The sequence below is a fragment of the Pontibacter qinzhouensis genome, assembly GCF_008017455.1.
In the GTDB taxonomy this organism is placed as follows: domain Bacteria; phylum Bacteroidota; class Bacteroidia; order Cytophagales; family Hymenobacteraceae; genus Pontibacter; species Pontibacter qinzhouensis.
Genome location: NZ_VRTY01000006.1, coordinates 30,612 through 52,281, shown reverse-complemented (window position 1 = coordinate 52,281; position 21,670 = coordinate 30,612). Strand labels below are relative to the sequence as shown.

Sequence of the window (21,670 nt, the reverse complement as noted above, 5' to 3'; positions counted from 1 at the left end):
ATGCGCAGAAAGTACAGCTGGTTTCTACCAACCGTGCCCACTGTTATACCAACAGGCCATTTTTATAGATCAGTAGTTTAGCGAAGAGAGTGGCTGCAACAGCTAATCCTCAAATTATTCTAATGGAAATGGCCTTCCAAAGGTAGTTTGGCCTTTTAAGAGTCAAGGGTAAAGCGTGCTTGGCAGGTTGTCAGTATTTATAGCTTCTGCTGCTTTTCAGAAGGTCAAATAGCCCAACTTCTCTAATAGGTATTGCTTTGGCAGGTTAAGGAAAAGAGAAAATAGATAAAACCCAAAGCACAGAAGTTTAGCAATTATGGTATTCTTATTGTCAGGAAGTTTCACTATGGCATACATCAAGCCTGCAATTATTAAGGTGCTGAAGGGGGAAAGAAGTCGGTAATCTAAGTCATCGAAGTGCGAAATAAAACGAAGCCCAATGAGGGCTAACAGGTATAGAAGTCCTATACCGAAACAACTATTTGTAAAGCTATTCTTCATATATCCTTTAAAGCTTTGCTGCGTCTTAAGACGAAGAAATATAACTACTACTATAGCTACCTGTACGAGTGTAGTGAAAATGAAAAGTAAGTCGCCCCATATACGGTATTTTCTTACAATCAGAAACTCATTAAACAGCCCAGAGTATAGCATTAGAACAAAATCTTGAATGGGTTCACGTTCTATTTCAAACCTGCCAGATCCAGTAAAGCTATTACCAAAATAATAGTTGATGCTTAAGTACAGGAGCATCAGGAAGAGCAAAAAAACAGAAGCGACCCCTAGTTTAATTGCCAACTGTTTGCATTGCCTGAGCAAATTATACATGGAAAGAAGTGCTATAACGCCAAGAGAAAAAGCACCTATATAGCGCACAAGGAACAGAAACAAGCATGTCATTACTAATAGAATGACGTACCTATTCTTATCAAAAAGAGGCAAAGGCTTGCTTATCAGGAGTGCTAGGAACAGCAAAGCTGTAATAAAGGGAGCTTCTGACCAGGTGTAACTATAAACTTCCATTAAGGTGTAGGAGCAAAATATTGAGGCTAACACAAAAGAGTACCTTTGGCTTAGTTGGCGCAGAATCAGGAAATTGAACCCTAACAATAAGAAGTTTAAAACTTTGGAAGACCAGAAAAGGCTAAGCGAAGTAATTTGTGCCACCACATATAGGAGCACAGGATAACCAACAGGCCAAACATAGAAAAATTGTGGCTCATTGGTTGTTCGGTTAATAATATAAAACCCTTTTCCTTTTTGCAGGTTCCCCGCCAGTTCCAGATAAAAACGAGAATCAGGGGAAGTATAACCTGTTGCCTCAGCGTTTATCCTATATACATGTGCGGTAACTAAAATTATAAAGAGCAGCAGCAGCAGTCTATCGGCAGAAAAAGACAGGATAAAATTGCGCATATCTTCGCTACATCAGATTTATGAATTTACCTAAAATGTACTCTTTTGGGAGGTTTATAATAAGCGAAATTAAAAAAAGGGCCAGAATGAGGTGTTTTGCTTTTTTGATATCTGTATGGTGATCAGGAAGTGCCACAATATAATGAATAACGCCGGTGAGCATCAAAAATGTGAATGGCGAAAGCAGACGATAGTTGATAGGGTCGAATTGCGATATGCTTCTTAGAGAAATTAGCAGCAGTAGGTATAAGCCAGCCATTAAAAGACACATGTGTGAAAAAATGTTTTTTTGGAACTCCTGCCAAATTCCCCGCTGTTTTCGCAAGCTACTATAGATCATGTAAAATAGTATCAGTTGAAAGCTTGCAGCCGCTATTGTTAACCAGTCAGGGAAACCATTAAAATAGTATCTTCTTAAGAGGAATAATTCACCGGCTAAGCCTTTAAGTGCCATCCAGACAACCTCCGGGAAGCTTTCCATTTCTTTTGTTAAGCGCTGAACGTCTGTGTTATACCCGGCTATATAGTAATTTGTGCAAAGGTACAAACTGATAAATAAACTTAATGTTAATAACACATATAGGAAGTGTTTACTGGTCTTGCTATCCTTGTTATACCAGAAGTAATATACGAAGGCTAAGAAAATAGCTCCTGCGGCTATTATACCTATATATCGAATCAAGAATATAAAAATCGAAGCTAATAAGATCTTTAGCATACTAAAGCTCCTGTTTTTGTCTACATATATGTTTGTAAATATGTAGCATAGGTAGAGCAAGCCAATCATAAATATACTTTCGGACCAGGTGTAGGAGGAAACTTCTAAAATAGTGAAAGCTCCAAAAATGGACGCTATTATGTAACTGTGCTCCCTCTGAATGTGGCGGATCAGTAAAAAAGCTAACCCAATAAACAGTAGATTAACAGTTTTACCGGCCCAGAAAATATCTAATGGGGTTAATTCAGATACTACAAATATGAGGAAAGGGTAACCAATTGGCCAGGCGGTAAAAGGTATCCTTTTATTAGGAGTAAATGGACCTTGTGGCGCATAAAGATCCCTTATATAAACTCCATGCCCGTTCTTTAAGCTAGAAGCGGCTTCAAGATAATAATCTGAATCCGGGGACATATATCCTGTTACTTCTACGCTTACTCTTAATACAATTGTTGCACAAACTGCTATATAAAGCAGAAGCAGGTAAAAATCCGCACGTTGTTGTAAAGTAGTATGGATGCTCATTTAAAAAACTAAATGATTGAGCGCAGGAGCAGCGCTGGGTGCGAAGATACTGTAGCAATAGATAAAACATTGTTTATCTGTTACTATTTTAAATGAAGTGACTGTTTGTAATAAAATTATAGGCTACACCTCATGAGAGTAGTTAAACTATTGCACGTTTAGCGGCCACTATACCATCATCAAAAAAACAAAGAAGTCGTTAGCTTAATCCTGAAATTATCCGAAGCTTTCTCTAAGGCGTAGGGGCCGTAGCGGTAGAAGAAGCCAATGCCTACACCAGAAAAAGGAGACGCGATAATATCGTTGAGCAGCAGGCCAGATTCGTAGAAGCCGCGTGACATGGTGTTGAAGTACTGCTCCTGCTCTGCAAACTGCCGCTCCTTCATATCTCCGAAGCCGATGTTGGTGAGCAGCACGAGGTTGGGCTGAAAAAACCTGGTGCGCAGCAGGCGCTTGCCAATGTCTTGTTGCAGAAAGAGAGAGGTATAGCGATCGGAGAAGAACTCGTATGGTGCCATGGTTTCGAAACCTTCGCCGGCATATACCTTATAAGAAGAGTTGAAGCTGCCATAGCCATTGTACATCGCCAACAGCGGCAGGGCGCCTTTTATCAAACCGCCCATCAATGTTACGCTGGTTTCGCCGGTGGTGCGATGCCGGAAAGAGGCTGAAAGCCTTGCATCTACTTTATGGTAATCGTATTCGCCGTCCAGAAAACCTTGTAAGCCACGTGAGTACTGCGCCCGTAGCACCGGAAAAGCGTTTGGTACAGGCCTGGTCTGATTGAACAGCTGCACCAACTGCTCCCCATAGGCATACCGCAGCCCCAGCACGGCCTCTGCCACCTGGTAACGCACCGGGCTTTCCGGGATCTCCACAGCTAAAGTTGGTCGCCTCTCCTCCTGCCGTAGCATAGCCTGCACCTGTAGGTAGCGCAGCAAGCGGCCTGAGAGCGAGGCGCTGCGGTGGGTGGTATAGTCGAGGTGGGTGAGCAGGGCCGGTCGCAGACTGTTAAAAGAGCTACGCGGCATAAAAGGAAGTCGTCTGCCGCCTGGTTCCAGCACATCCTCAAAAAGCTCTGCTGCCAGCTTCAGCTCCGATGGCTTGTGCAGCAGCAGGGATGCATCGGCGCCGTACTTGTGCTCTTTATCGCCGAAGCCATAGCCCCAGTAGCCGCCCACTATCAGGCGCTCCGAGAACCGGTTGTTAGTGTGTGCACCCAGCCCCAGGCGCAGCCCTTCAAAATCGCTGATGCGCAGGAAACGGTTCAGGTCCAGGCTGATTTTCCCGATCGGAATCTGGCGGGCTGACAGGTACTCAATTACCTGTATCTTCTTGTCCAGATTATCGGCTTTGCCGGTGCTGTCGAGTTGTTGGTAGGTGCGCTGCTCCACCCGGTTAAGTGAATCGGTGCGGAATTGCTGCCAAAAACGTAGCGGTTGCCGGTGCGCCTCCGGTGCCTGCGAGAGCGCAATGAGGTCGAAATCGCGCCGCCTGAGTGGAGGGTTCAGCTGTACGTCGGTAATGTAAGTTCTGAGGTGGCCGTAGGGTTGGTGCCCCCGCATTTGCACCTGCGGAATAGTTATTTCCACATCCAGCTCCTTTGGGAACCAATGCCCGTTTACCTGCTCAAACTGCTGCTGGAGTTTCATGCCTCGCTTATCGTCGTCTGTCGCCGATTCGGCAATTACATTCTGCACTGCCCAGCCTTTGCTGTTGATGTACAGAATGCCCGTGAGCCCATCGAAGTTTTTGCCGTTTTCAGGCCTGTAAGAGATGATGTAGATCGTGTCGGAACCGATGACGGAGGTTTCTTCCAGCAGGAAATTATATTTGCGGGTGCTGCCAGTGCTGAGGGGGCTGAGGTAGCGTTTACCAAAAAATACCGGCATGTCGTCGTACACCGAAAATTCACGTGCTTCGGCGGCCACAATGCCAAAACTCGGCTGCTCCAACCCCGATACCTGCGTAGCCAGAATGGTTTCTTTTTGCTGATTAGGCTTCAGGAAAGCGAACTCGGTAATGCTTTCCGATAGGAACAGGTGCTGCTCCTCCAGCAACTTACCCATTTTTAGGTAAGCGGAGTCCTGCCGCGATAGTTCTGGTTTAGCGCGTATTGCGGCTGCATCTGCGCTGCCTACGGCTGTTAGTATAAACTTATTATAGGTGCGGTAGGAGTAGGCAGCGAGGTTCTCTGGCTTGTGCTGCTCCCGGTGCCGGTTGGCCAGCCGGATAATGCGGTGCGCCGGATTTTCGCCGGAGCGAACAATTACTTCGGCTAGTCGTGCCGCGGCAGGCTGCAGAAAAACCTGTAAAGTGCTGCTAGAGTCGGGGGTGGCAAACTGGGTAGTGTAGCCCACATAGCTGAAACGCACCGTCTGGATCGAGCGGTTGTGCCGGAGCACAAACTGTCCGTCGAGGTTCGTTGTGGTGCCAGTTTCTCCGTCGTTTGCCACAATATTCACAAAAGCCAGCTTCTCGCCTGTACGGGCATCTTGCACCACGCCTTGTACTTGTATATGAGTAGGCTGCGCAAAAGCAGCCGTTGCTACAAGCAAACCGAGAAAAAGCAAAAAGCAGCTGCGGAATCCGGACATCTTAAGATTGTTAGCGACCATTTACTGTACTTTCAATACAAGGTCACGGTGTTGATTTCCGTGCAAATTAACAAGTCCTGTTTGTTTATGGTTGCTGCCTGAATCTTTTTTTGAATTAGAATGCTAGTGTAAACGCCATGCCTTTTGCTCCTCCGGGTAATAAAACCGGTACAAATGTAGTGTTGAGCCCTCCGCCCTGCGTTAACTTGGCATGCACCCAATACACTGTGTTTACAGATATAATGCCCACACCGGCACCAGCCAGTACATCGGCCATCCAGTGGGCATTGTTCAGCACACGCATCACGCCTGTGGCACCTGCAATGCCATAGCTGGCCACACTTATCCAGGGGCTTTTGTGCCGGAACTCTTTATCCATAAAAGTGGCGATGGTAAAGGCATAGGTAGTATGGCCCGATGGAAAAGCATGCGGCTTCCCGTTAGGACGATCTATGTTGGTAAGCCCTTTAACTGGCCAGACAACCGCCGAAGCAAGTACACCAGAAAGACCAAGAAGTAAGGTTTGCCGCCCCAGCTCGTGCCTGTTCTGCGACGAAATCAAATTAAAACCATACAGCCCGACCAACGGCGCAAGCATTATAAAATCATCTGCTTCGGTGCTAAAATTAGGGAAGTGTCTGTTGCGGACGTCGCGGGTATCAAAACTGCTGATTAGGCCTCTGCCCTGAATGGTAAGAATGCCTGCACCAACCAGTGCTGCAGATGGTATAACGGCCCGCTTCAGAAAACGACTGTTGCTGGCCTCTAATCGCTGAGCATCGGTAAAAGGATTTTTCTGGCCTGGCAGTACTGTGTCTGCCGGCAGCACATTGGCTGTATCTTTGTCTATGGGTTGTATCTGGGCTATAGAATGTGCAGGAGCAAATAGCACCAGTAGCCAGAGCAGGTGAACAGAAAGAAGTTTATTCATAAAGTAATTAATCAGCTTGTAAGTATCGTTTAAAGATTATTCAGAACGACGATACGAAACTGATGTTTTATACTTAGGTAACAATTTGGTAACAGGCGCTTCAGGTGTAGTTAAACAGTCTTTTAATACTGTTACCTATCCAGTTCGCCCAGCACAATATCTACAGAACCTACAATGGCAATCAGGTCGGCCACCATGCAGCCCTTGGAGATTTCGTGCAGTACCGACAGGTTAGAGAAGCAGGGGGAGCGGCCTTTGCAGCGGAAAGGAACATCGGTGCGGTCGGTGCTGCGAAAGAAATAGCCCAGCTCGCCACGTGGTGTTTCGCCCCGGAAGTAAAGCTCTTTGCTGCCGGTGGTGCGCAGCTTTTTGGGGCAGGCTGCCTGCGGATCGAAGTCGGGGGTGCGTTTGTAGTCGCCGAGCAGCCGGTCGAGGCACTGGTGTATAATTTTGGCAGACTCCCGGCACTCCTGCATGCGCACATAGTTTCGGTCCCAGCAGTCGCCGGTGGTGCCTACGGTGCCTTTGCCTATGGGTACCTCAAAGTCGAGTTCCGGATATACTGAATAGCCATCTACGCGGCGCAGGTCGTATTTAAGGCCGGAACCACGCAGCATGGGGCCGGAGCAGCCGTAGTTAATGGCTACATCCAAAGGTAAAATGCCTACGTTTGCGGTGCGGTTAATAAAGATGGAGTTGTCGAACAAGATGGTTTCCAGCTCATCCAGTTTCGGCATCAGGTAATTTATGAACTCGCGGCAGCGCTCCTCAAAGCCAATGGGCAGGTCGTAGTACAGGCCACCAACCCAAATGTAGTTGTAGAGCATGCGCGCCCCTGATGCCCACTCCAGCAGCCTCTGAATGTGTTCCCGGTCGCGGAGCAGCCATAAAAATGGGGTAAAAGCCCCAATGTCGATGCCGTAGGTGCCAATAGCTACAAAGTGCGAGGCCAGCCGGTTAAGCTCCGCCACCAGCACCCTGATGTATTCTACCCGCTTCGGAATCTGGTCGGTAATGCCCAGCAGCTTCTCCACACCCATGCACCACACATGCTCCGAGTTCATGGCAGCCAGGTAGTCCATGCGGTCTACGTAGGGTATGGTTTGGTTATAAGCCATGCTCTCGGCATGCTTCTCGAAGCAACGGTGCAGGTAACCAATGTGCGGAACCACGTCTGTAATAAGTTCACCATCTGTAATCACCTCCAGGCGCAGCACACCGTGGGTAGAGGGGTGCTGCGGCCCCATGTTAATGATCATCTCGCCTGGCTTCAGGCTAGCCACATCGAACTTGTTGGGCTCCGACTGCAGCAGGTAGTTCTGGTAGATGGTTGACGTGCTCAAGTATATAGCAGAATTAAGAAATCTGAAAAGATATACAAAGTACGGAAAAAGGAAGAACTTCTGTAAGTGTTAATTCTTCTCTGCTCTGAAGGCATCAGAGAACAAACTATAAAACGCCTGCACCATATCTTAAACTGTAGCTCAAATTATTCTAATGAAAACGGCCTCCAAAAGCTTTTGAGCCTGTTTTGAGCCAAGGGTACTTTGTGTGCCGGGGCAGGGCAAGTGCGTGTTAAGCTCTTTTGGCTAGCTTCCTCACCAGTTCAATGGCCTTTTGCACACGTTTCAGGCGTGTTTCAGGGCGCTTGGCCTCCAGCAGCGAAACTATCATTTCCTTTTTGTGCGTAAAAGCCAGCTGCTCAAAACTACTCCTGAGGTTAGCTGCTTCCAGCGCCTCCTGCAGGTCGTGCGGTGGTGTAACAGTGCGCGTTTCCTTATCGATGCCCTCATACACAGCACCGAATTTAGATGGTGTTTTCCTTTCTGATGAATGCCTGAAACGCACCGAAGACCAAGCCTCATCTAGGGCCACCTGCCTGACCGCCTCATAACCAAAAGTAGCTAGCAAGCGCCAACCCTCATCGCGGGTAAGATCTGTTTTCGTGCCCGATGATTTTTTGGGGTACGCGATCCAAAGTAATCCTTCCGGTTTAAGTGCTGCCAGCGCAGGCGGTAACCAGGTTTCCAGTTCGGCCTGGCTCCGGACAAACAGCTGCACCGCATCTGCCTGCTGTGCCGGTTCAGCGGCATAGGCAGTAGTTGCAAAGCCCTGTTCCGAAAGCGCTTTAAAAAATGGCGCCGGAGCGTGAAATAGCAGTACCTGCTGTGTTTTTTTTAACTGTAATTTTTTGCCAAGTTCCTGCATAGCGGTAGAGGATAAGGAGTTATGCGTTACCCGGCAAAGTTACTAAAGGCAGCCACTAATTTTAAACACAGGCGGTAAGTAAAATTATAATAAGAAGGCATACGGCTTTGTTAAAACTAATTGATGTTTGTTCAACTATTTTCATGGCAACAGTCGAACTTTCTGCAAGTCTCAGACGTTTCAGTACTAGTAACAAAGTTGGTTTTAATTATTATAAAGCCAATTTAAAGGCTGTGGAGGCCTATTAGTAGTTTCTATTAGAATACCTGTTTATTTCTTGTTGATAAAATATTTATCAGTAAAATAGAAGAGGTTGTTGTGCTTTAAAGAAAAATAAATATCTTACGACATACAAAAATGTTTAATAAAGCAGGAACGATCTTTTTAAGATAATAACTAATGTTAGTTAATAATTTTAAATAATAGGTATCCTGATACAAAAACAAAATATGCAGCAAGCTAACGTCTAAAAACCTTAAATCTAACGGCCATGAACACGATATCCAACAAATCTGATCTTTCTATAATTGCTGCACTTTTTATGCTTCTACTGGTATATTGTTCAGTGTGTCTGAAACCTGTAACCTCCGATGCCGGAACTGACAAAGCCAATTCTGTTGCTGTAACAGAAAGTAACTTAACAGCTTCTGCCATCCTGAAATAAAGAAAGTGCTCCTGTAAGCAAGCTCTCTGCTAATGCCCGTACTAAGTGGGCAAAAGCAGAGAGCTTGTTGTTTTACAGCTATTTTCATTGCCTGGCAAAGAAGTGCGAACGCGTTTTTAACAGCCTGATTAGTAGTTAAGTTTATGTAAATTTAAGCACAAGGTTACCTCTGCGGTACTAATTTCGTAGCTTTGTGTATGATCTTATACAACATTACTGTTAACGTTGAAAATAGTGTAGCCGAAGAATGGCTGGACTGGATGATACAAGTGCACATTCCGGAAGTAATGGCTACCGGGTACTTTTTGCGCAACCAGGTTAGCCGGTTGCTCAACGAAGTGGAGAACGGAGGCGTTACGTACGCTGTGCAGTTCTTTTGCCGCAACCTCGAAGATCTGGAGGAATACCAACGCGACCATGCGCCGGCCCTGCAGGATAAGCATACCAGGCGCTACGGCGAAAAAGCTCTTTCTTTCCGGTCGCTGCTGGAGATTATTGGTACCGATGTAGAGCGCAAATAGTAGCAAAGGTCCTGGCGCTGCTGTTGTGCAAATAAATTATTCAGATAAAAATGCCCTTCAGAAGGTTTTTTGAGTTAAAACTGCCAAGGGTTAAGCTTCCGTTCTATGCTGAATACTGTTGAATCTGCTCTTCGGTCATGCGGCAGTTAATCCATTCGCTATCCAGGGTTGCTCCAATTTGTTTGTAAAAAGCAATAGCTGGCTCGTTCCACTCCAGCACCTGCCACGCAAATCGTTTTGCACCCACAGCTTTTGCCTCGCTGGCAACGGCATCAAATAATTTTCTGCCAACGCCGGTTCGCCGCTGGCTCTCTGTTACGATCAGGTCTTCGAGGTAAATCGTTTTTCCTTTCCAGGTGGAGTAGGCGGTGTAGTAAAGGGCAATGCCAATAAGCTGGTCTGCCTTTTCAGCTACAAAAAAGCTGAAGATATGATTTTCTCCAAAGCCGTCGCGCTCCATGTCTTCTATGGTGTTGGTCACCTCCTGTGGTGCCCGCTCAAACAAGGCAAGTTCTTTTATGAGGTTGTATACTTGCGGCAAATCTTCTAAAATTCCTTTTCTGATAGTAACTGTCATAGGTATGTGGGTTTGGTACTTATGGTAAAAGTCGGGTTGCTAGAGCGCCCATTTAGTTCTGGCCTGCACCAGTTCTTTGCCGGAGTTCAGGTTTGTGAGTTTATGGAGATACGTGTGCTGCTCAGAGGCAGGGGCGGCAGTAGCTGATATAGTGTCTCCTACTGTGCTCTCGGCTTTGTAAAGAATGTCTATTTCCTGCAAATGGCTTTTCTCGAGTAATTCTACAGGCAGTACGGCCAGGGCCCAGCGCAAATACCAGGTGTTGTTCACGTGCCGGTTCAGGTCGATGTGGTGCCACTGCACCGTTGTCTGTTGCTCGTATGTAGCCTCTTGCAGCACAGGCAGTTTTCCTTTCGCGAAAGGGAGCGGCTCACGGCCAGGTGCCAACGCTACAGCCGTAATAAAATCGGGTACGGCCACCATCTGGCGCTTTACCACATCCATTACCAGCCATACACTTGTTGCCTGCCCCAGCAGTTGCCCCTCCTCGCTGTAAATTCTGAAATCGCGGTGCAGAAATACCTTCTCCTGGCCCGAAGCCCAAGTCTCGACAGTTATTTTTTCGCGGTGGTTCGGGTAACGGAACATTTCTACCCGCATGCGCTGCAGCACCCAGGTCAGGCCCTTCTGGAGCAAGTCGTATATCGAAATGCCAAGCACGGAGGTGTTATCCCAGGCGGCTTCCTGCATGTAAGTTACCAGCGAGGGCAGTGTAGCCAAACCCCGGGCATCTATTTCGCTGGATCGTACTACATACTGGCTCCTGCCGCCCTGCCATTTTATTTCTTCCTTCATAAGCACCTGTTTCTGAATAGAAATTTAATGTACGCCATTGCAATGCTTCCAGTTAAATTAAGTACCGGAACATAATATTTATGCAATGCTATACTAATACTTATTACACAAAGTATTATTATAGACTGCGTCTTAACTTATCGGAATTAGAAATTGCATCGCACTAAGAAAAACGACACACGTATCACGACAAACGATTTTTTATAATTTGTATAAATGGTGACACAAATTCCGGTAAGGGGTGTCGCTGCCTATAATAAAAGACATTACCTTAAAGAAATATTGTGTCCTGTTACTTCGCATCATCCGAATACAAGCTCCTCCTGCAACTGTAAAATAAAACCTCTACAGGCACACAGCGAATCAATATGCGGCTCTTTTTCTTCTGCAACAAAAAAAGCCGCGCCACCTGTTAGAGGTAGCGCGGCTTTTGGTAAAATAAATTTAATAGCAGTTACTGGTTCAGGTAAGGATTTACGCCCATGTTCTGGTACACAAACGACCAGGTATCGGCAGCTTCCTGAATAACCAGTGCCGTTGGTTTGCCGGCACCGTGGCCAGCCCGAACATCTACTCTAATTAAATAAGGATTGCCTGGCGCACCTTTGGCCTGCAGCTCCGAAATAAACTTAAAGGAGTGTGCCGGTACTACACGGTCGTCGTGGTCGGCCGTTTTTACGAGTGTGGCCGGGTATTTTACACCTTCTTTAATGTTGTGGAGCGGCGAGAACGTGTACAGGTTTTTAAACTGCGCCTCGCTGTCTGATGAGCCGTACTCCGGTACCCAGGCCCACCCGATAGTAAACTTGTGGAAACGGAGCATATCCATTACACCTACAGCTGGTAAGGCTACTTTGGCCAGTTCGGGGCGCTGCGTCATAAAGGCACCTACCAGCAAACCACCGTTAGAGCCTCCTGCCACTGCCAGTTTCTCGCTGCTGGTGTAGCCTTCTTTAATCAGATATTCGGCAGCGCCAATAAAATCGTCGAACACGTTTTGTTTGTTTGGAGTCATACCGGCTTTGTGCCAGGCCTCGCCGTACTCGCCGCCGCCGCGCAGGTTTGGCAGGGCATACACGCCACCGTTCTCGAGCCATAACATATTAGAGATGCTGAAACTTGGTGTAAGCGAAATGTTAAAGCCGCCATAGGCATACAGGTAAGTAGGTTTATTGCCATCCAATTTCAGGCCTTTTTTATGCACAATAAACATGGGCACTTTGGTCCCGTCTTTGGAGGTGTAGAAAATCTGCTTCGTTTCGTAGCCATCGGTGTTAATGTCAACATCTGATTTCCGGAACAGGCTTGCCTTGTTGCTGGCTATGTCGTAGCGGTAGATGGTGGTGGGGTAAGTGAAGGAGGTGAAGGTAAAGAAAACCTCTTTGTCGTTGCGCTCCCCGTTAAAGCCAGCTACAGTGCCGATAGCCGGAAGTTCCACGTGGTTCAGGCGCTTACCGTTGGTATCAAACACCACTACTTCGCTGGCGGCATCTTTCATGTAAGAAGCAATCAGGCGGCCACCTACAAACGACACGCCGTTCATCACATTATCTGTTTCCGGCACAACAACTTTCCAGTTGCTTTCCTGCGGCTTCTTCGGGTCGATGAGCACGAGGCGGTAGCGTGGTGCATTTTTGTTGGTACGCACCAGCAGCTTGTCGCCCAGATTATCTACCACATCATATTCCGACTCAAAATTATCGATAATCGGTTTTATGGTGGATTTAGGGTCGGTGAGGTCGCGGTAGTAAAGGGCGTTGGCTCCACTTGCTCCTTCAGAAGCGCTCAGTACCAGAAAGCGCTCGTCTTCGGTGGTGCCGCCGTAGAAGTTACGGAGTGCGTGCTGCTTGTCTTCGTACACCAGCTGGTCCTGGCTTTGAGACGTTCCTACTTTGTGGTAATACACCTTATGGTACTCATTTTTGTTGGCCAGCTTGTTGCCTTCGGTAGGGGCATCGTAGCGGCTGTAGAAGAAGCCGTCTTTGTACCAGCTAGGGCCGGAGAACTTTACCCACTCCACCTGGTCGTCGAGCTTTTTGCCGGTAGCCACTTCCATTACAGAATAGGTGTTCCAGTCGGAGCCGCCGCTGGCAGTGCCGTAAGCTACGTATTTAGCATCTTTAGAGAACGCCAGTGCTGTAAGGGCTACGGTGCCATCAGTAGAGAATTTGTTCGGGTCCAGGAATACCTGCGGTTCGCCTTCCAGTGAGTTCTGCACATAGAGCACGCTCTGGTTTTGCAGGCCATCGTTTTTGTAGAAATAGTACTTGCCGCCTTTTTTAAACGGGGCACCGAATTTCGGGTAATTCCAGATTTGCGTTAAGCGGTCTTTTATTTTGTTGCGGAACTCAATGCTGCCCAGGTACGACTGTGTTACTTTGTTCTGAGCGGCAATCCACTGGTCCAGCTCCTCCTCATGGGTTTCCTGCCAGCGGTAAGGATCTGCTACTGTGGTGCCGAAATAATCGTCGGTATGGTCTACTTTTTTAGTTTCGGGGTACTTCAGGGTTTGGGCGGCTGGTGCAGCAGCCACGGTTGCCGTGTTTTCTTCGTTCATGCCAGAGGCCGTGGTTTCTGTTTGAGATGATTTGCAGGCCGAAAAAGCAGCGATGCTCCCGGTTAGCAAAAGTAAAGATGTCTTCTTCATTGTAGATGGTAGGGTAAGATGATAGATAGTAGATACTAGATGTTAGACTTTACTTTAATTAAGAGTTATGAGTTAAGAGTTAAAAGTTAAAAGAGATCCACCTCCATTCTCTCAGTCATTCAAAATTCAAAATTAAAAAATTAGCACATTAACCAGCTACTGTCCGAAATTGATTTCGGTGCTGTCGCCGATGTTGAGGCTGTGGCTGAGACCTTTAAAAGAAGCGTCGGAGCCGATAATGGAATCGCGCATAACGGCATACTGCAGTTCGCTGAAGGATCCGATAATAGAGTTGCTGAGGATGGAGGAAGTAATAATGGTGTTATCGCCGATAGCCACATACGGGCCGATTATAGAATTGGCTACCTGGCAATTTTCCCCGATGCTAACCGGCGGTATAATAATGGTATTGGGGAATTGGCTGTAGTCTCTTTTGCGGAACTCAGGCCGGCTCAGTAAAGTGGCATTAGCTTCGAGTAGCGTTTCTTTGCGGCCGCAGTCGAACCAGTTATCTACGCCCCAGGTGGTCATTTTCTCGCCGTTCCGGATCATGTGCATGAGGGCATCGGTGAGGTGGTATTCGTTTTGGGTACGGATGTCGGCCTGAATAATATACTCCAGCGACTCCACCAGCTTATCGGGCTGAATAATTTTATAAAGCCCTACCAGTGCAAAGTTCGACTTCGGGATCATGGGTTTCTCGACAAGCTTGGTTATAAACTCATCTGACCCCACCTCTGTTACGCCGAAAAGCGAAGGCTTCGATACTTTCTTAACGCCCAGCACCGAGTGTGGCGCCTGTATAACGGCTTCAAAATCGACATCCACAATGGCATCGCCGAGCATAATCAGGATGCTGCTTTCTGTGCGGTAGGTTTCGCGGGCTACCCAAAGCGCATGCCCCAGACCTTCGCGCGGCTCCTGCACCACAAATTCGCTTTTTATGTTGGGGTATTTCTGCCGCACATAATTCTCTATCTTCTCGCCCAGGTACCCGATAATAAAGACAAAGTCTTGTATACCAGCCTCCAGCAATCGCTCTATAATATGACCTAAAATCGTATTGTCTGCTACAGGCACCAGCGACTTTGGTTGCGTATGCGTGTGCGGACGGAGTCTTGAACCAACTCCTGCAACGGGTATAACTACTTTCATAAATCGCAATTTGAGGCAATATATCAATTTTCGGCCTCAATCTATAACACCTGCACCTCCAAAACTACGCATTTGCTATGATTTTAGCAGCAAATACGACCTTTTTGATAGGAAGTTGGCAGATCAGGATCGGCAGATGTGAAGATTTGAAAATAGGGAGTACAAGGATATTCTATATTCCTGTCTGTTCATGTAACACCCTAAGGCCAAAAACACCGGTTTTGCTTTTGAAGGGTGATTTCATTGGAATAATTCATTTGTACGGTAGCAAAAGGGTTGTTTCTACTTCCACTGCCCCACCCCCACTATTGCCATCTTAGCACTACTTGAGTTAAGTTAACGTCTGAAGGCTACATACAAGCAAGGCTTGCCAGGTAACTCAACCTGTTTCAGTGGTAGCATCTAAATTATTTGAATGAAAACAGCCTCCAGAAGGTTTTTGCCAGAATTCTGCCAAGGGTTCATCCAAGGTGTTTTAGTTGAATGTGCGGAACATTTAACCGCTAGTATATAATTTCTAATATGTTTAGCGTTAAAGTAAACGATGATTTATTAATTTCGTAGTGATATCGCGCCCTATACTACAAGAAGCGAAGAACTGTTATTTAACTTTTATTTATGAAAAAGCTATTTTTTTACCTGATCGGGTTTGTTATTCTAGCCTCGCAATCGTCTTGCGGCTATAACACTATGGTGCAGAAAGATGAGGCAGTGCAGGGCCAGTGGGCCAACGTAGAAAACTCTTACCAGCGCCGTGCCGACCTGATTCCAAACCTGGTGAATACGGTAAAGGGAGCCGCCAATTTTGAGAAAGAAACCCTCGAAGCCGTGATAAATGCCCGTTCCAGAGCTACCAGCATCCAGATCAGCAGCGATGACCTGACACCTGAGAATATTGAGCGGTTTCAGCAGGCGCAAAACCAGCTAAGCGGAGCCCTGTCGAGGTTACTGGCTACAGCAGAAGCATACCCTGAGCTAAAAGCGAATAATAACTTTCTGGAACTGCAGGCCGAACTCTCGGGTACCGAAAACCGCATCAGTACTGAGCGGCGCAAGTATAACGAGATGGTGCAGGACTACAATACCACCGTGCGCTCGTTCCCCAATAACCTGATGGCAGGCATTTACGGGTTTGAGCGGAAAGGCCACTTCCAGGCTGACCCAGGTGCAGAACGCGCCCCAACGGTACAGTTTTAATTGTTGGTTGTTAGTTGCTGATTGTTAAGTTCTCAGATCCTGTAAGTATAAAAACACACTGATTGTTTAGTAATCAGCAACTAGCAACCAACAAACAACAATAAACAACCAACAACCAAAGAAATGCCAAAAGATGTCATAACCGAAGCCGACGAGCAGCAGATTGTGGCGGCTATTGCGGAGGCCGAAAAAAATACCTCTGGTGAGATACGTGTGCACATAGAGAACAACTGCAAAGGTAAGGTTCTAGACCGTGCAACAGAGGTGTTTGCCGAACTGCACATGCACGAGACGCAGGGGCGTAACGGGGTGCTGTTTTATGTGGCCCTGCTCGATCACCAGTTCGCTATTCTGGGCGATGCCGGCATTAATGCCATTGTGCCGGAGCATTTCTGGGAAGACGTAACGGCAAAAGTTATTTCACATTTCAAGGAGAAACGATACGCGCAGGGTTTGTCTGAAGGCATACTCATGGCAGGCGAGCAACTGCAGGTACACTTTCCTTACAACCAGAAAGGCGATATCAACGAACTCAAAGACGATATCTCTTTCGGAGAATAAATACTATGAAGCACCTGATTTTTGCGATATACTTTTGTTTGGCCAGCGTACTGGCTTTTGCCCAGAACAGCGATTTTCCGCCGCGCCCTAACCCGCCACGGCTTGTAAACGACCTGGCCAACATGTTAAGCGCAGAAGAGGAGGCAGCCCTGGAGCGGAAGCTGGTAAACTACAACGACACCACCTCCACCCAAATCGCAATAGTAACCCTGACCTCGATCGGCGGCTATGCTATAGACGATTACGCCGCTCGCTTAGGCGAACAATGGGGTGTCGGTAGCAAAGCCAACGACAACGGCTTGCTAATATTAGTTGCGAAAAACGAACGCCGGGTAGCAATAGCTACTGGTTATGGCGTGGAGCACTTCATAACCGATGGCATTGCCAAGCGCATTACAGAAAATATTCTGAAACCAAACTTCCAGCAGAACAACTACTACAAAGGTCTAGATGAGGCCACCAGCCGCATCTTTAGCCTGGCCAGCGGCGAGTACCAGGCCGACCCACGGCAACAAGGCGGCGACGAGGAAGGAGGTCCTTCTATTTTCTTCATCATTATTATTGTCATGCTGATCGTGTTCTTCATCTCCAGGAGAGGTGGCGGCGGTGGCAGAGGTGGCCGCAGAGGTGCCCGTACCTTAGGTGGTGGCCCCATTTTTATTCCGGGTGGCTTTGGCAGAGGCGGTGGCTTCGGAGGAGGCGGTTTTGGCGGCGGAGGTGGCGGCTTCGGAGGTTTTGGAGGAGGCTCATTTGGAGGCGGCGGCGCCAGCAGCAGCTGGTAAGACCCTTGGCCTTCCGGAGCATCATAAGGCTTTGAAAGGCCTTTTTCATTAGAATAATTTGGTTGCACGGGAATTTTGAATGAGTGATTGAGCGAATAAGATAAGTCTTTATCTAGTTAGACTGTGAGTTCCTGTTTCTTCATTTCATGCAAAAGTCTTGTGTCTTACGTCCTGTGTCTAGCGTCTCTTCTACAACCTTCTCCCACCTATTCCGGTAACAGAAAACGAGTTAAACTCCTCAAAAGCTGCATCGCCTATGCTTACCGGACGCGTAAACGCACCTGAACTAAACACTCATTTTGGTTGGCTCAACACAGACCGGAACTGGTCTATCAAAGATTTCAGAGGCAAAATTGTGCTGCTGGATTTCTGGACTTTTGGCTGCATTAACTGCCAGCACATTGTGCCGGACCTGAAGCGGCTGGAAGAAGAATTTACGGATGTATTAGTCGTAGTTGGCGTACATTCCGCTAAATTCGAAGCTGAAAAAAGCAACGATACCATCAGGCAAGCCATCCGAAAATTTGGTGTGGAGCACCCGGTGGTAAACGATGCTGACTATTACCTCTGGAACCAGTACGGCATTAGAGCCTGGCCTACAGTAGTGCTCATAGACCCAAACGGCAAAGTAGTTGGCCAGCATGCCGGGGAAGGGGTATACGAGAAGGCGCAGCCCTATATTCAGAAAATGAAGGAGGACTTTGCTGAGACCTTGAGCCTGGAATCCTTTGGTTTCCACGGGGAACATCCCGAAAATACTGTTTTATCCTTCCCCTCAAAACTTATCAGCGACGAAGATGGCAACATCTACCTCTCCGACAGCGGCCACAACCGCATCCTGAAACTAAACCAGCAGGGGCAGGTGCTGGAGGTAATTGGCTCTGGCGAAGCAGGCTTTTCGGACGGAGACTTTGCCTCCGCCACTTTCCGGGAGCCGCATGGGCTGGCGCTGCAGAGGCAAACGCTCTACATAGCCGATTCCAAAAATAATGCTATCCGGAAGGTAGACCTGCAGCAAAGGCAGGTAACGACAGCAGCTGGCACCGGAGAACTCGGCTACTACTTTATCAACGATAAAATAGGTGAACCCATAAACCCCAACAGCCCCTGGGATTTGCTGCTCGTACACGACCACCTGTACATAGCCAACGCCGGCAACCACCAGATTCTGCGCATGAACCTGGGCACCGAAAAAGTGTACCGCTTTGCCGGCAGCGGCCGCGAAGCCTTGACCGATGGCTTGCTCCTGGAGGCTGCATTTAACCAGCCGAGTGGTTTAGCTATAAACGGGCACGTGCTGTACATAGCAGATGCTGAGGCTAGTGCTATTCGTACGCTTAACCTGGAGTCGGAAATGGTGCTGACTCTGGTTGGTTGGGGGCTTTTTGATTTTGGTGATGTAGACGGTGCAGTAAACGATGCCTTGCTCCAGCATTGTGTAGGCGTAGAGGTAATAGACAGCAACATCTACATTGCAGATACCTACAACGGCAAGGTGAAAATACTCGACCTGGAGCGGAACCGCGTCAGCACGCTGGCCGAAGGTTTTTCGGAGCCAAACGACATCATGTACCTGCATGGAATACTCTGGGTTACCAGCACCAACAGCCACCAGCTTTTTAAAGTAGACCTGCACACTGGCGGGAAGGAAGAAGTGGTGGTGCAGAATTTATAGAGTATTGTTATTGAGCAGGTGCAGTTTTCTGAAAAATAGTCTTAAAACTTGTATGCTGTGTCTGATGTTCGTTTTAATTGGAACTCTGCGTCTGCCACTTCTCTGTAAGCGATACCCGTAGTCTGCCGAAAAACTTCAGGCTTACCTGGAAAATAGGGCTTTGGAGCAGCGTGTAGAAAAACGTGACCACAAATACAGGCCCGCCCAGAAAATAACTGATAACCAGCACCACCAGCTCCACTGCCATGCGGGCACGGCTAACCGAGAGCTTTGTCATTTCGGCCACTGTTAGCATGAAACCGTCTTTTGGGCCGGCTCCTACGCCTCCGGAAACATATAAACCGCCGCCCGTGCCAGCCAGTAGAATGGCACAGGCTAAAATTACATAATCGAGGGGGGTATGCGTGGCATTCGGGAGGAAACCGAGCCAAAGGAAAAAGTCCATGATGGGGCCGATGAGCAGGGCGTTCAGGAAAGTGCCGATGCTGACGTAGGTGCGTTTTACAAAGAGTGCCACCACCAGCAGGAGTAAGCCTGTAATGGTGCTCCAGGCGCCAATAGTGAGGCCAAACTTCTGAAAAAGTGCTACATTCAGCGCCTCCCAGGGGTTCAGGCCCAGAAACTTAACTTTAACGGCGAGTGCATTACCGAAGGCGATAAATATTAATCCGGCAAAGAAAAAAACATACTGTACTACTTTCTCGCGCATAAATCGGCTTGCCTGCTTTAATCGTAAAACAGGCGCAAGTTCAGCATTTTTATCGGTATAAAGAAAAGAGCCCATCAGCAACAGGAAGCAAGCCCTTATTCTCCCCGGTTGCTGACGAACTCCATATGGCAGGTTTACAAAGCACCTGTTCTGGTGTGCAGGCGCGGCTGGTTAACCGTTATTTTGTCTTTTTCTTCTTCTTAACTGTCTCGTCCCGAAGTTCTTTTTTCCGGATGCGGAACCAACGGTAGCCATAAGGTTTTAGCTTCATCTCCCCCTTTTTTGGGGTATCATAAGTACTATCGCTAAAAATTTCGATCAGACTCTCGTTGTCTTCCCGGAGCAGCGGCAGCTCCACCTCACATTCCTCCGACCCCAGGTTATGCACCACCACCAGTTCAAAAACCATTTTGTAGGCACAGGCCAGTACTGCTTTGTGCTTTACCTTCAGCACCTCCAGTTCGCCGTTTCCAACCTCCGGGCACTGGCGACGCAGCCGGATCAGGCGCTCCATCCAGTTGAGTAAAGAGCCTGGCTGGCACTGCTGCTGAATAACGTTCAGGCGCTTATACGAGTAATCGCCCTGGCTAATAACTGGCCGTGTAAGTTTGGAGGGAGCTGCTTCCGAAAAACCTCCGTTCCGCTCCGGCGACCATTGCATGGCGGTGCGAACGCTGTTGCGGCCGGGCAGCGAAATATCGTCGCCCATGCCTATTTCGGCACCATACTGAATAACCGGTGTGCCAGGTGAGCTAAAAAGCAGGCTATAGGCCAGTTCGAGCCGGCGTTGGTCTCCGTTTAGCATCGGGGCAAGGCGGCGCTTAATACCACGACCAAAAATCAGCATGTCTTTGCTCGGGGCAAACTTATCGAAAACAGCCTGCTGCTCTTTTTTCTCCAGGTCTTCGAGGTTCAGCTCGTCGTGGTGCCGCAAAAAGTTAAGCCAGGCAGATGACATATCTTTTTTAGGTAAAATAGAAATGCCTTTCCGGATCGGTTCTGCCTCTTCTATGGCTAAAGCATGGAACGTGTGCTGGTTGAGCAGGAAATTGAACATCATGTGCATGCGCTCTTTGCCCTTAAAGAACTTGCCAACTACTTCGGGAGGGCCTGAGGCCTCTGCCAGTAAAATGGCATCGCGGCTATGGGAGGTAATGAACTCACGCATGTCTTCTATCAGGTCATGAAACTCACCCTGGTCTTTCGGGTCGTCGTTCTCAACTAAAATATGAGCCGCATCTACTCTAAACCCAGACACACCCAGGGCCAGCCAGAAACCCATGATCTGGTGAATTTCTTTGCGCACCATGGGGTTAGCCAGGTTCAGGTCGGGCTGGTGGTTGTAGAAACGGTGCAGAAAGTACTCTTTGGCTACTTCGTCGTACTCCCAGATACTGTCGTCTTCACCTTTAAAAGCAGGTTCGTACTCGGGGTTTTTTGGCTCCTCTTTGCTCCAGGTGTAGTACTCGCGGTAAGGAGAGTTTTTGTCTTTTCGGGCTTCCAGAAACCAGGGGTGCTGGTTAGAGGTATGGTTTATAACCAGGTCTACGATTACCCGAATGCCCCGCTCATTGGCCGCCTGAATAAAGCTGGCAAAGTCGCCGAGGTTGCCGAGGCGGCTGTCTACGCTGTAGTAGTCGGTAATGTCGTAGCCGTTGTCGTGGTTAGGTGATGGGTAAAACGGCAGCAGCCAGATGCAGTTAATGCCCAGCGTCGCCAAATAGTCTATCCTGCTGATCAGACCCCTGAAATCGCCTACGCCATCGTTGTTAGAGTCCTGAAACGTTTCCACATCCAGGGTATACAGTACTGCATTTTTGTACCAGAAGTCTTTTTCTATCATGTTTTATTTTGTGAGCGGATTTACGAATTTTATTTAAACGAAAAGGCACTTTTGATTAGTTAAAAGTTATGAGTTGAAATAACATCTTCTATATCTAGCATTCAACAACCAGCAATCAACAATTAACAACCATTTAACAAGCAACCATC

At 47.7% G+C, this 21,670-nt stretch carries 18 protein-coding genes; 6 read left to right on the top strand and 12 right to left on the bottom strand.

The annotated features are described in order from the left end of the window. Positions 1-216: 216 nt before the first annotated feature. From FVR03_RS02545 to FVR03_RS02520, 6 genes are all read right to left on the bottom strand, one after another. A complete protein-coding gene (locus tag FVR03_RS02545; protein WP_147920194.1) occupies positions 217-1,416 on the bottom strand; it encodes a hypothetical protein in 1,200 nt (399 codons plus the stop codon). Positions 1,417-1,423: 7 nt separating this feature from the next. Further along, positions 1,424-2,659: a hypothetical protein gene (locus tag FVR03_RS02540; protein WP_147920193.1), complete on the bottom strand. Its 1,236-nt coding sequence runs from the start codon at positions 2,657-2,659 to the stop codon at positions 1,424-1,426. A 179-nt stretch (positions 2,660-2,838) separates the two neighbouring features. Continuing rightward, positions 2,839-5,256 carry a DUF5686 and carboxypeptidase-like regulatory domain-containing protein gene (locus tag FVR03_RS02535; RefSeq protein ID WP_187270015.1) on the bottom strand — a complete coding sequence of 806 codons (2,418 nt, stop codon included), beginning with the start codon at positions 5,254-5,256 and terminating at the stop codon, positions 2,839-2,841. Positions 5,257-5,371: 115 nt separating this feature from the next. Further along, positions 5,372-6,187, bottom strand: a complete 816-nt coding sequence (locus FVR03_RS02530) for a phosphatase PAP2 family protein (RefSeq protein WP_147920191.1) — start codon at positions 6,185-6,187, stop codon at positions 5,372-5,374. Positions 6,188-6,318: 131 nt separating this feature from the next. After that, positions 6,319-7,530 carry an NADH-quinone oxidoreductase subunit D gene (locus FVR03_RS02525; protein WP_147920190.1) on the bottom strand — a complete coding sequence of 404 codons (1,212 nt, stop codon included), beginning with the start codon at positions 7,528-7,530 and terminating at the stop codon, positions 6,319-6,321. Positions 7,531-7,762: 232 nt separating this feature from the next. After that, on the bottom strand, positions 7,763-8,395 hold the full coding sequence (locus FVR03_RS02520; RefSeq protein WP_147920189.1) for a YdeI/OmpD-associated family protein: 633 nt from the start codon (positions 8,393-8,395) through the stop codon (positions 7,763-7,765). A gap of 490 nt (positions 8,396-8,885) precedes the next feature. Here FVR03_RS02520 and FVR03_RS24225 point away from each other — a divergent pair, with 490 nt between their 5' ends. Beyond that, positions 8,886-9,059 (top strand): hypothetical protein, encoded by a 174-nt coding sequence (locus FVR03_RS24225; RefSeq protein WP_187270014.1) that lies wholly within the window; start codon positions 8,886-8,888, stop codon positions 9,057-9,059. Positions 9,060-9,256: 197 nt separating this feature from the next. Beyond that, on the top strand, positions 9,257-9,580 hold the full coding sequence (locus FVR03_RS02515; RefSeq protein WP_147920188.1) for a DUF4286 family protein: 324 nt from the start codon (positions 9,257-9,259) through the stop codon (positions 9,578-9,580). Positions 9,581-9,683: 103 nt separating this feature from the next. Here FVR03_RS02515 and FVR03_RS02510 read toward each other — a convergent pair whose 3' ends face one another. From FVR03_RS02510 to FVR03_RS02495, 4 genes are all read right to left on the bottom strand, one after another. Continuing rightward, complete coding sequence (locus tag FVR03_RS02510) at positions 9,684-10,157, bottom strand: GNAT family N-acetyltransferase (protein WP_147920187.1); 474 nt, start codon at positions 10,155-10,157, stop codon at positions 9,684-9,686. A 39-nt stretch (positions 10,158-10,196) separates the two neighbouring features. Beyond that, complete coding sequence (locus FVR03_RS02505; protein ID WP_255474031.1) at positions 10,197-10,952, bottom strand: acyl-[acyl-carrier-protein] thioesterase; 756 nt, start codon at positions 10,950-10,952, stop codon at positions 10,197-10,199. Between the two features lie 454 nt (positions 10,953-11,406). Next, positions 11,407-13,599, bottom strand: a complete 2,193-nt coding sequence (locus tag FVR03_RS02500) for a prolyl oligopeptidase family serine peptidase (RefSeq protein WP_147920186.1) — start codon at positions 13,597-13,599, stop codon at positions 11,407-11,409. 156 nt (positions 13,600-13,755) lie between these two features. Continuing rightward, a complete protein-coding gene (locus tag FVR03_RS02495; RefSeq protein WP_147920185.1) occupies positions 13,756-14,754 on the bottom strand; it encodes a sugar phosphate nucleotidyltransferase in 999 nt (332 codons plus the stop codon). Between the two features lie 618 nt (positions 14,755-15,372). On the opposite strand from FVR03_RS02495, the gene FVR03_RS02490 reads away from it, so the two are divergent. The 4 genes from FVR03_RS02490 (at position 15,373) to FVR03_RS02475 (ending at position 18,969) form a co-directional block, all read left to right on the top strand. Continuing rightward, positions 15,373-15,951, top strand: coding sequence for a LemA family protein (locus tag FVR03_RS02490; protein ID WP_147920184.1), 579 nt, complete (start codon positions 15,373-15,375; stop codon positions 15,949-15,951). A gap of 123 nt (positions 15,952-16,074) precedes the next feature. Then, complete coding sequence (locus tag FVR03_RS02485) at positions 16,075-16,512, top strand: TPM domain-containing protein (RefSeq protein WP_147920183.1); 438 nt, start codon at positions 16,075-16,077, stop codon at positions 16,510-16,512. 5 nt (positions 16,513-16,517) lie between these two features. Then, complete coding sequence (locus tag FVR03_RS02480; protein ID WP_147920182.1) at positions 16,518-17,294, top strand: TPM domain-containing protein; 777 nt, start codon at positions 16,518-16,520, stop codon at positions 17,292-17,294. Positions 17,295-17,550: 256 nt separating this feature from the next. After that, positions 17,551-18,969 carry a thioredoxin-like domain-containing protein gene (locus FVR03_RS02475; RefSeq protein ID WP_147920181.1) on the top strand — a complete coding sequence of 473 codons (1,419 nt, stop codon included), beginning with the start codon at positions 17,551-17,553 and terminating at the stop codon, positions 18,967-18,969. Positions 18,970-19,042: 73 nt separating this feature from the next. Here FVR03_RS02475 and FVR03_RS02470 read toward each other — a convergent pair whose 3' ends face one another. Then, positions 19,043-19,678: a YczE/YyaS/YitT family protein gene (locus FVR03_RS02470; RefSeq protein ID WP_147920180.1), complete on the bottom strand. Its 636-nt coding sequence runs from the start codon at positions 19,676-19,678 to the stop codon at positions 19,043-19,045. Between the two features lie 178 nt (positions 19,679-19,856). Continuing rightward, positions 19,857-21,521, bottom strand: coding sequence for an alpha-amylase family protein (locus tag FVR03_RS02465; RefSeq protein WP_147920179.1), 1,665 nt, complete (start codon positions 21,519-21,521; stop codon positions 19,857-19,859). Positions 21,522-21,670: the final 149 nt, after the last annotated feature.

Coding starts and splice junctions, on each gene's coding strand:
- FVR03_RS02545 (WP_147920194.1), bottom strand. CDS start 1,416: ATGCGCAATTTTATCCTGTCTTTTTCTGCCGATAGACTGCTGCTGCTG.
- FVR03_RS02540 (WP_147920193.1), bottom strand. CDS start 2,659: ATGAGCATCCATACTACTTTACAACAACGTGCGGATTTTTACCTGCTT.
- FVR03_RS02535 (WP_187270015.1), bottom strand. CDS start 5,256: ATGTCCGGATTCCGCAGCTGCTTTTTGCTTTTTCTCGGTTTGCTTGTA.
- FVR03_RS02530 (WP_147920191.1), bottom strand. CDS start 6,187: ATGAATAAACTTCTTTCTGTTCACCTGCTCTGGCTACTGGTGCTATTT.
- FVR03_RS02520 (WP_147920189.1), bottom strand. CDS start 8,395: ATGCAGGAACTTGGCAAAAAATTACAGTTAAAAAAAACACAGCAGGTA.
- FVR03_RS24225 (WP_187270014.1), top strand. CDS start 8,886: ATGAACACGATATCCAACAAATCTGATCTTTCTATAATTGCTGCACTT.
- FVR03_RS02515 (WP_147920188.1), top strand. CDS start 9,257: ATGATCTTATACAACATTACTGTTAACGTTGAAAATAGTGTAGCCGAA.
- FVR03_RS02510 (WP_147920187.1), bottom strand. CDS start 10,157: ATGACAGTTACTATCAGAAAAGGAATTTTAGAAGATTTGCCGCAAGTA.
- FVR03_RS02505 (WP_255474031.1), bottom strand. CDS start 10,952: ATGAAGGAAGAAATAAAATGGCAGGGCGGCAGGAGCCAGTATGTAGTA.
- FVR03_RS02500 (WP_147920186.1), bottom strand. CDS start 13,599: ATGAAGAAGACATCTTTACTTTTGCTAACCGGGAGCATCGCTGCTTTT.
- FVR03_RS02495 (WP_147920185.1), bottom strand. CDS start 14,754: ATGAAAGTAGTTATACCCGTTGCAGGAGTTGGTTCAAGACTCCGTCCG.
- FVR03_RS02490 (WP_147920184.1), top strand. CDS start 15,373: ATGAAAAAGCTATTTTTTTACCTGATCGGGTTTGTTATTCTAGCCTCG.
- FVR03_RS02485 (WP_147920183.1), top strand. CDS start 16,075: ATGCCAAAAGATGTCATAACCGAAGCCGACGAGCAGCAGATTGTGGCG.
- FVR03_RS02480 (WP_147920182.1), top strand. CDS start 16,518: ATGAAGCACCTGATTTTTGCGATATACTTTTGTTTGGCCAGCGTACTG.
- FVR03_RS02475 (WP_147920181.1), top strand. CDS start 17,551: ATGCTTACCGGACGCGTAAACGCACCTGAACTAAACACTCATTTTGGT.
- FVR03_RS02470 (WP_147920180.1), bottom strand. CDS start 19,678: ATGCGCGAGAAAGTAGTACAGTATGTTTTTTTCTTTGCCGGATTAATA.
- FVR03_RS02465 (WP_147920179.1), bottom strand. CDS start 21,521: ATGATAGAAAAAGACTTCTGGTACAAAAATGCAGTACTGTATACCCTG.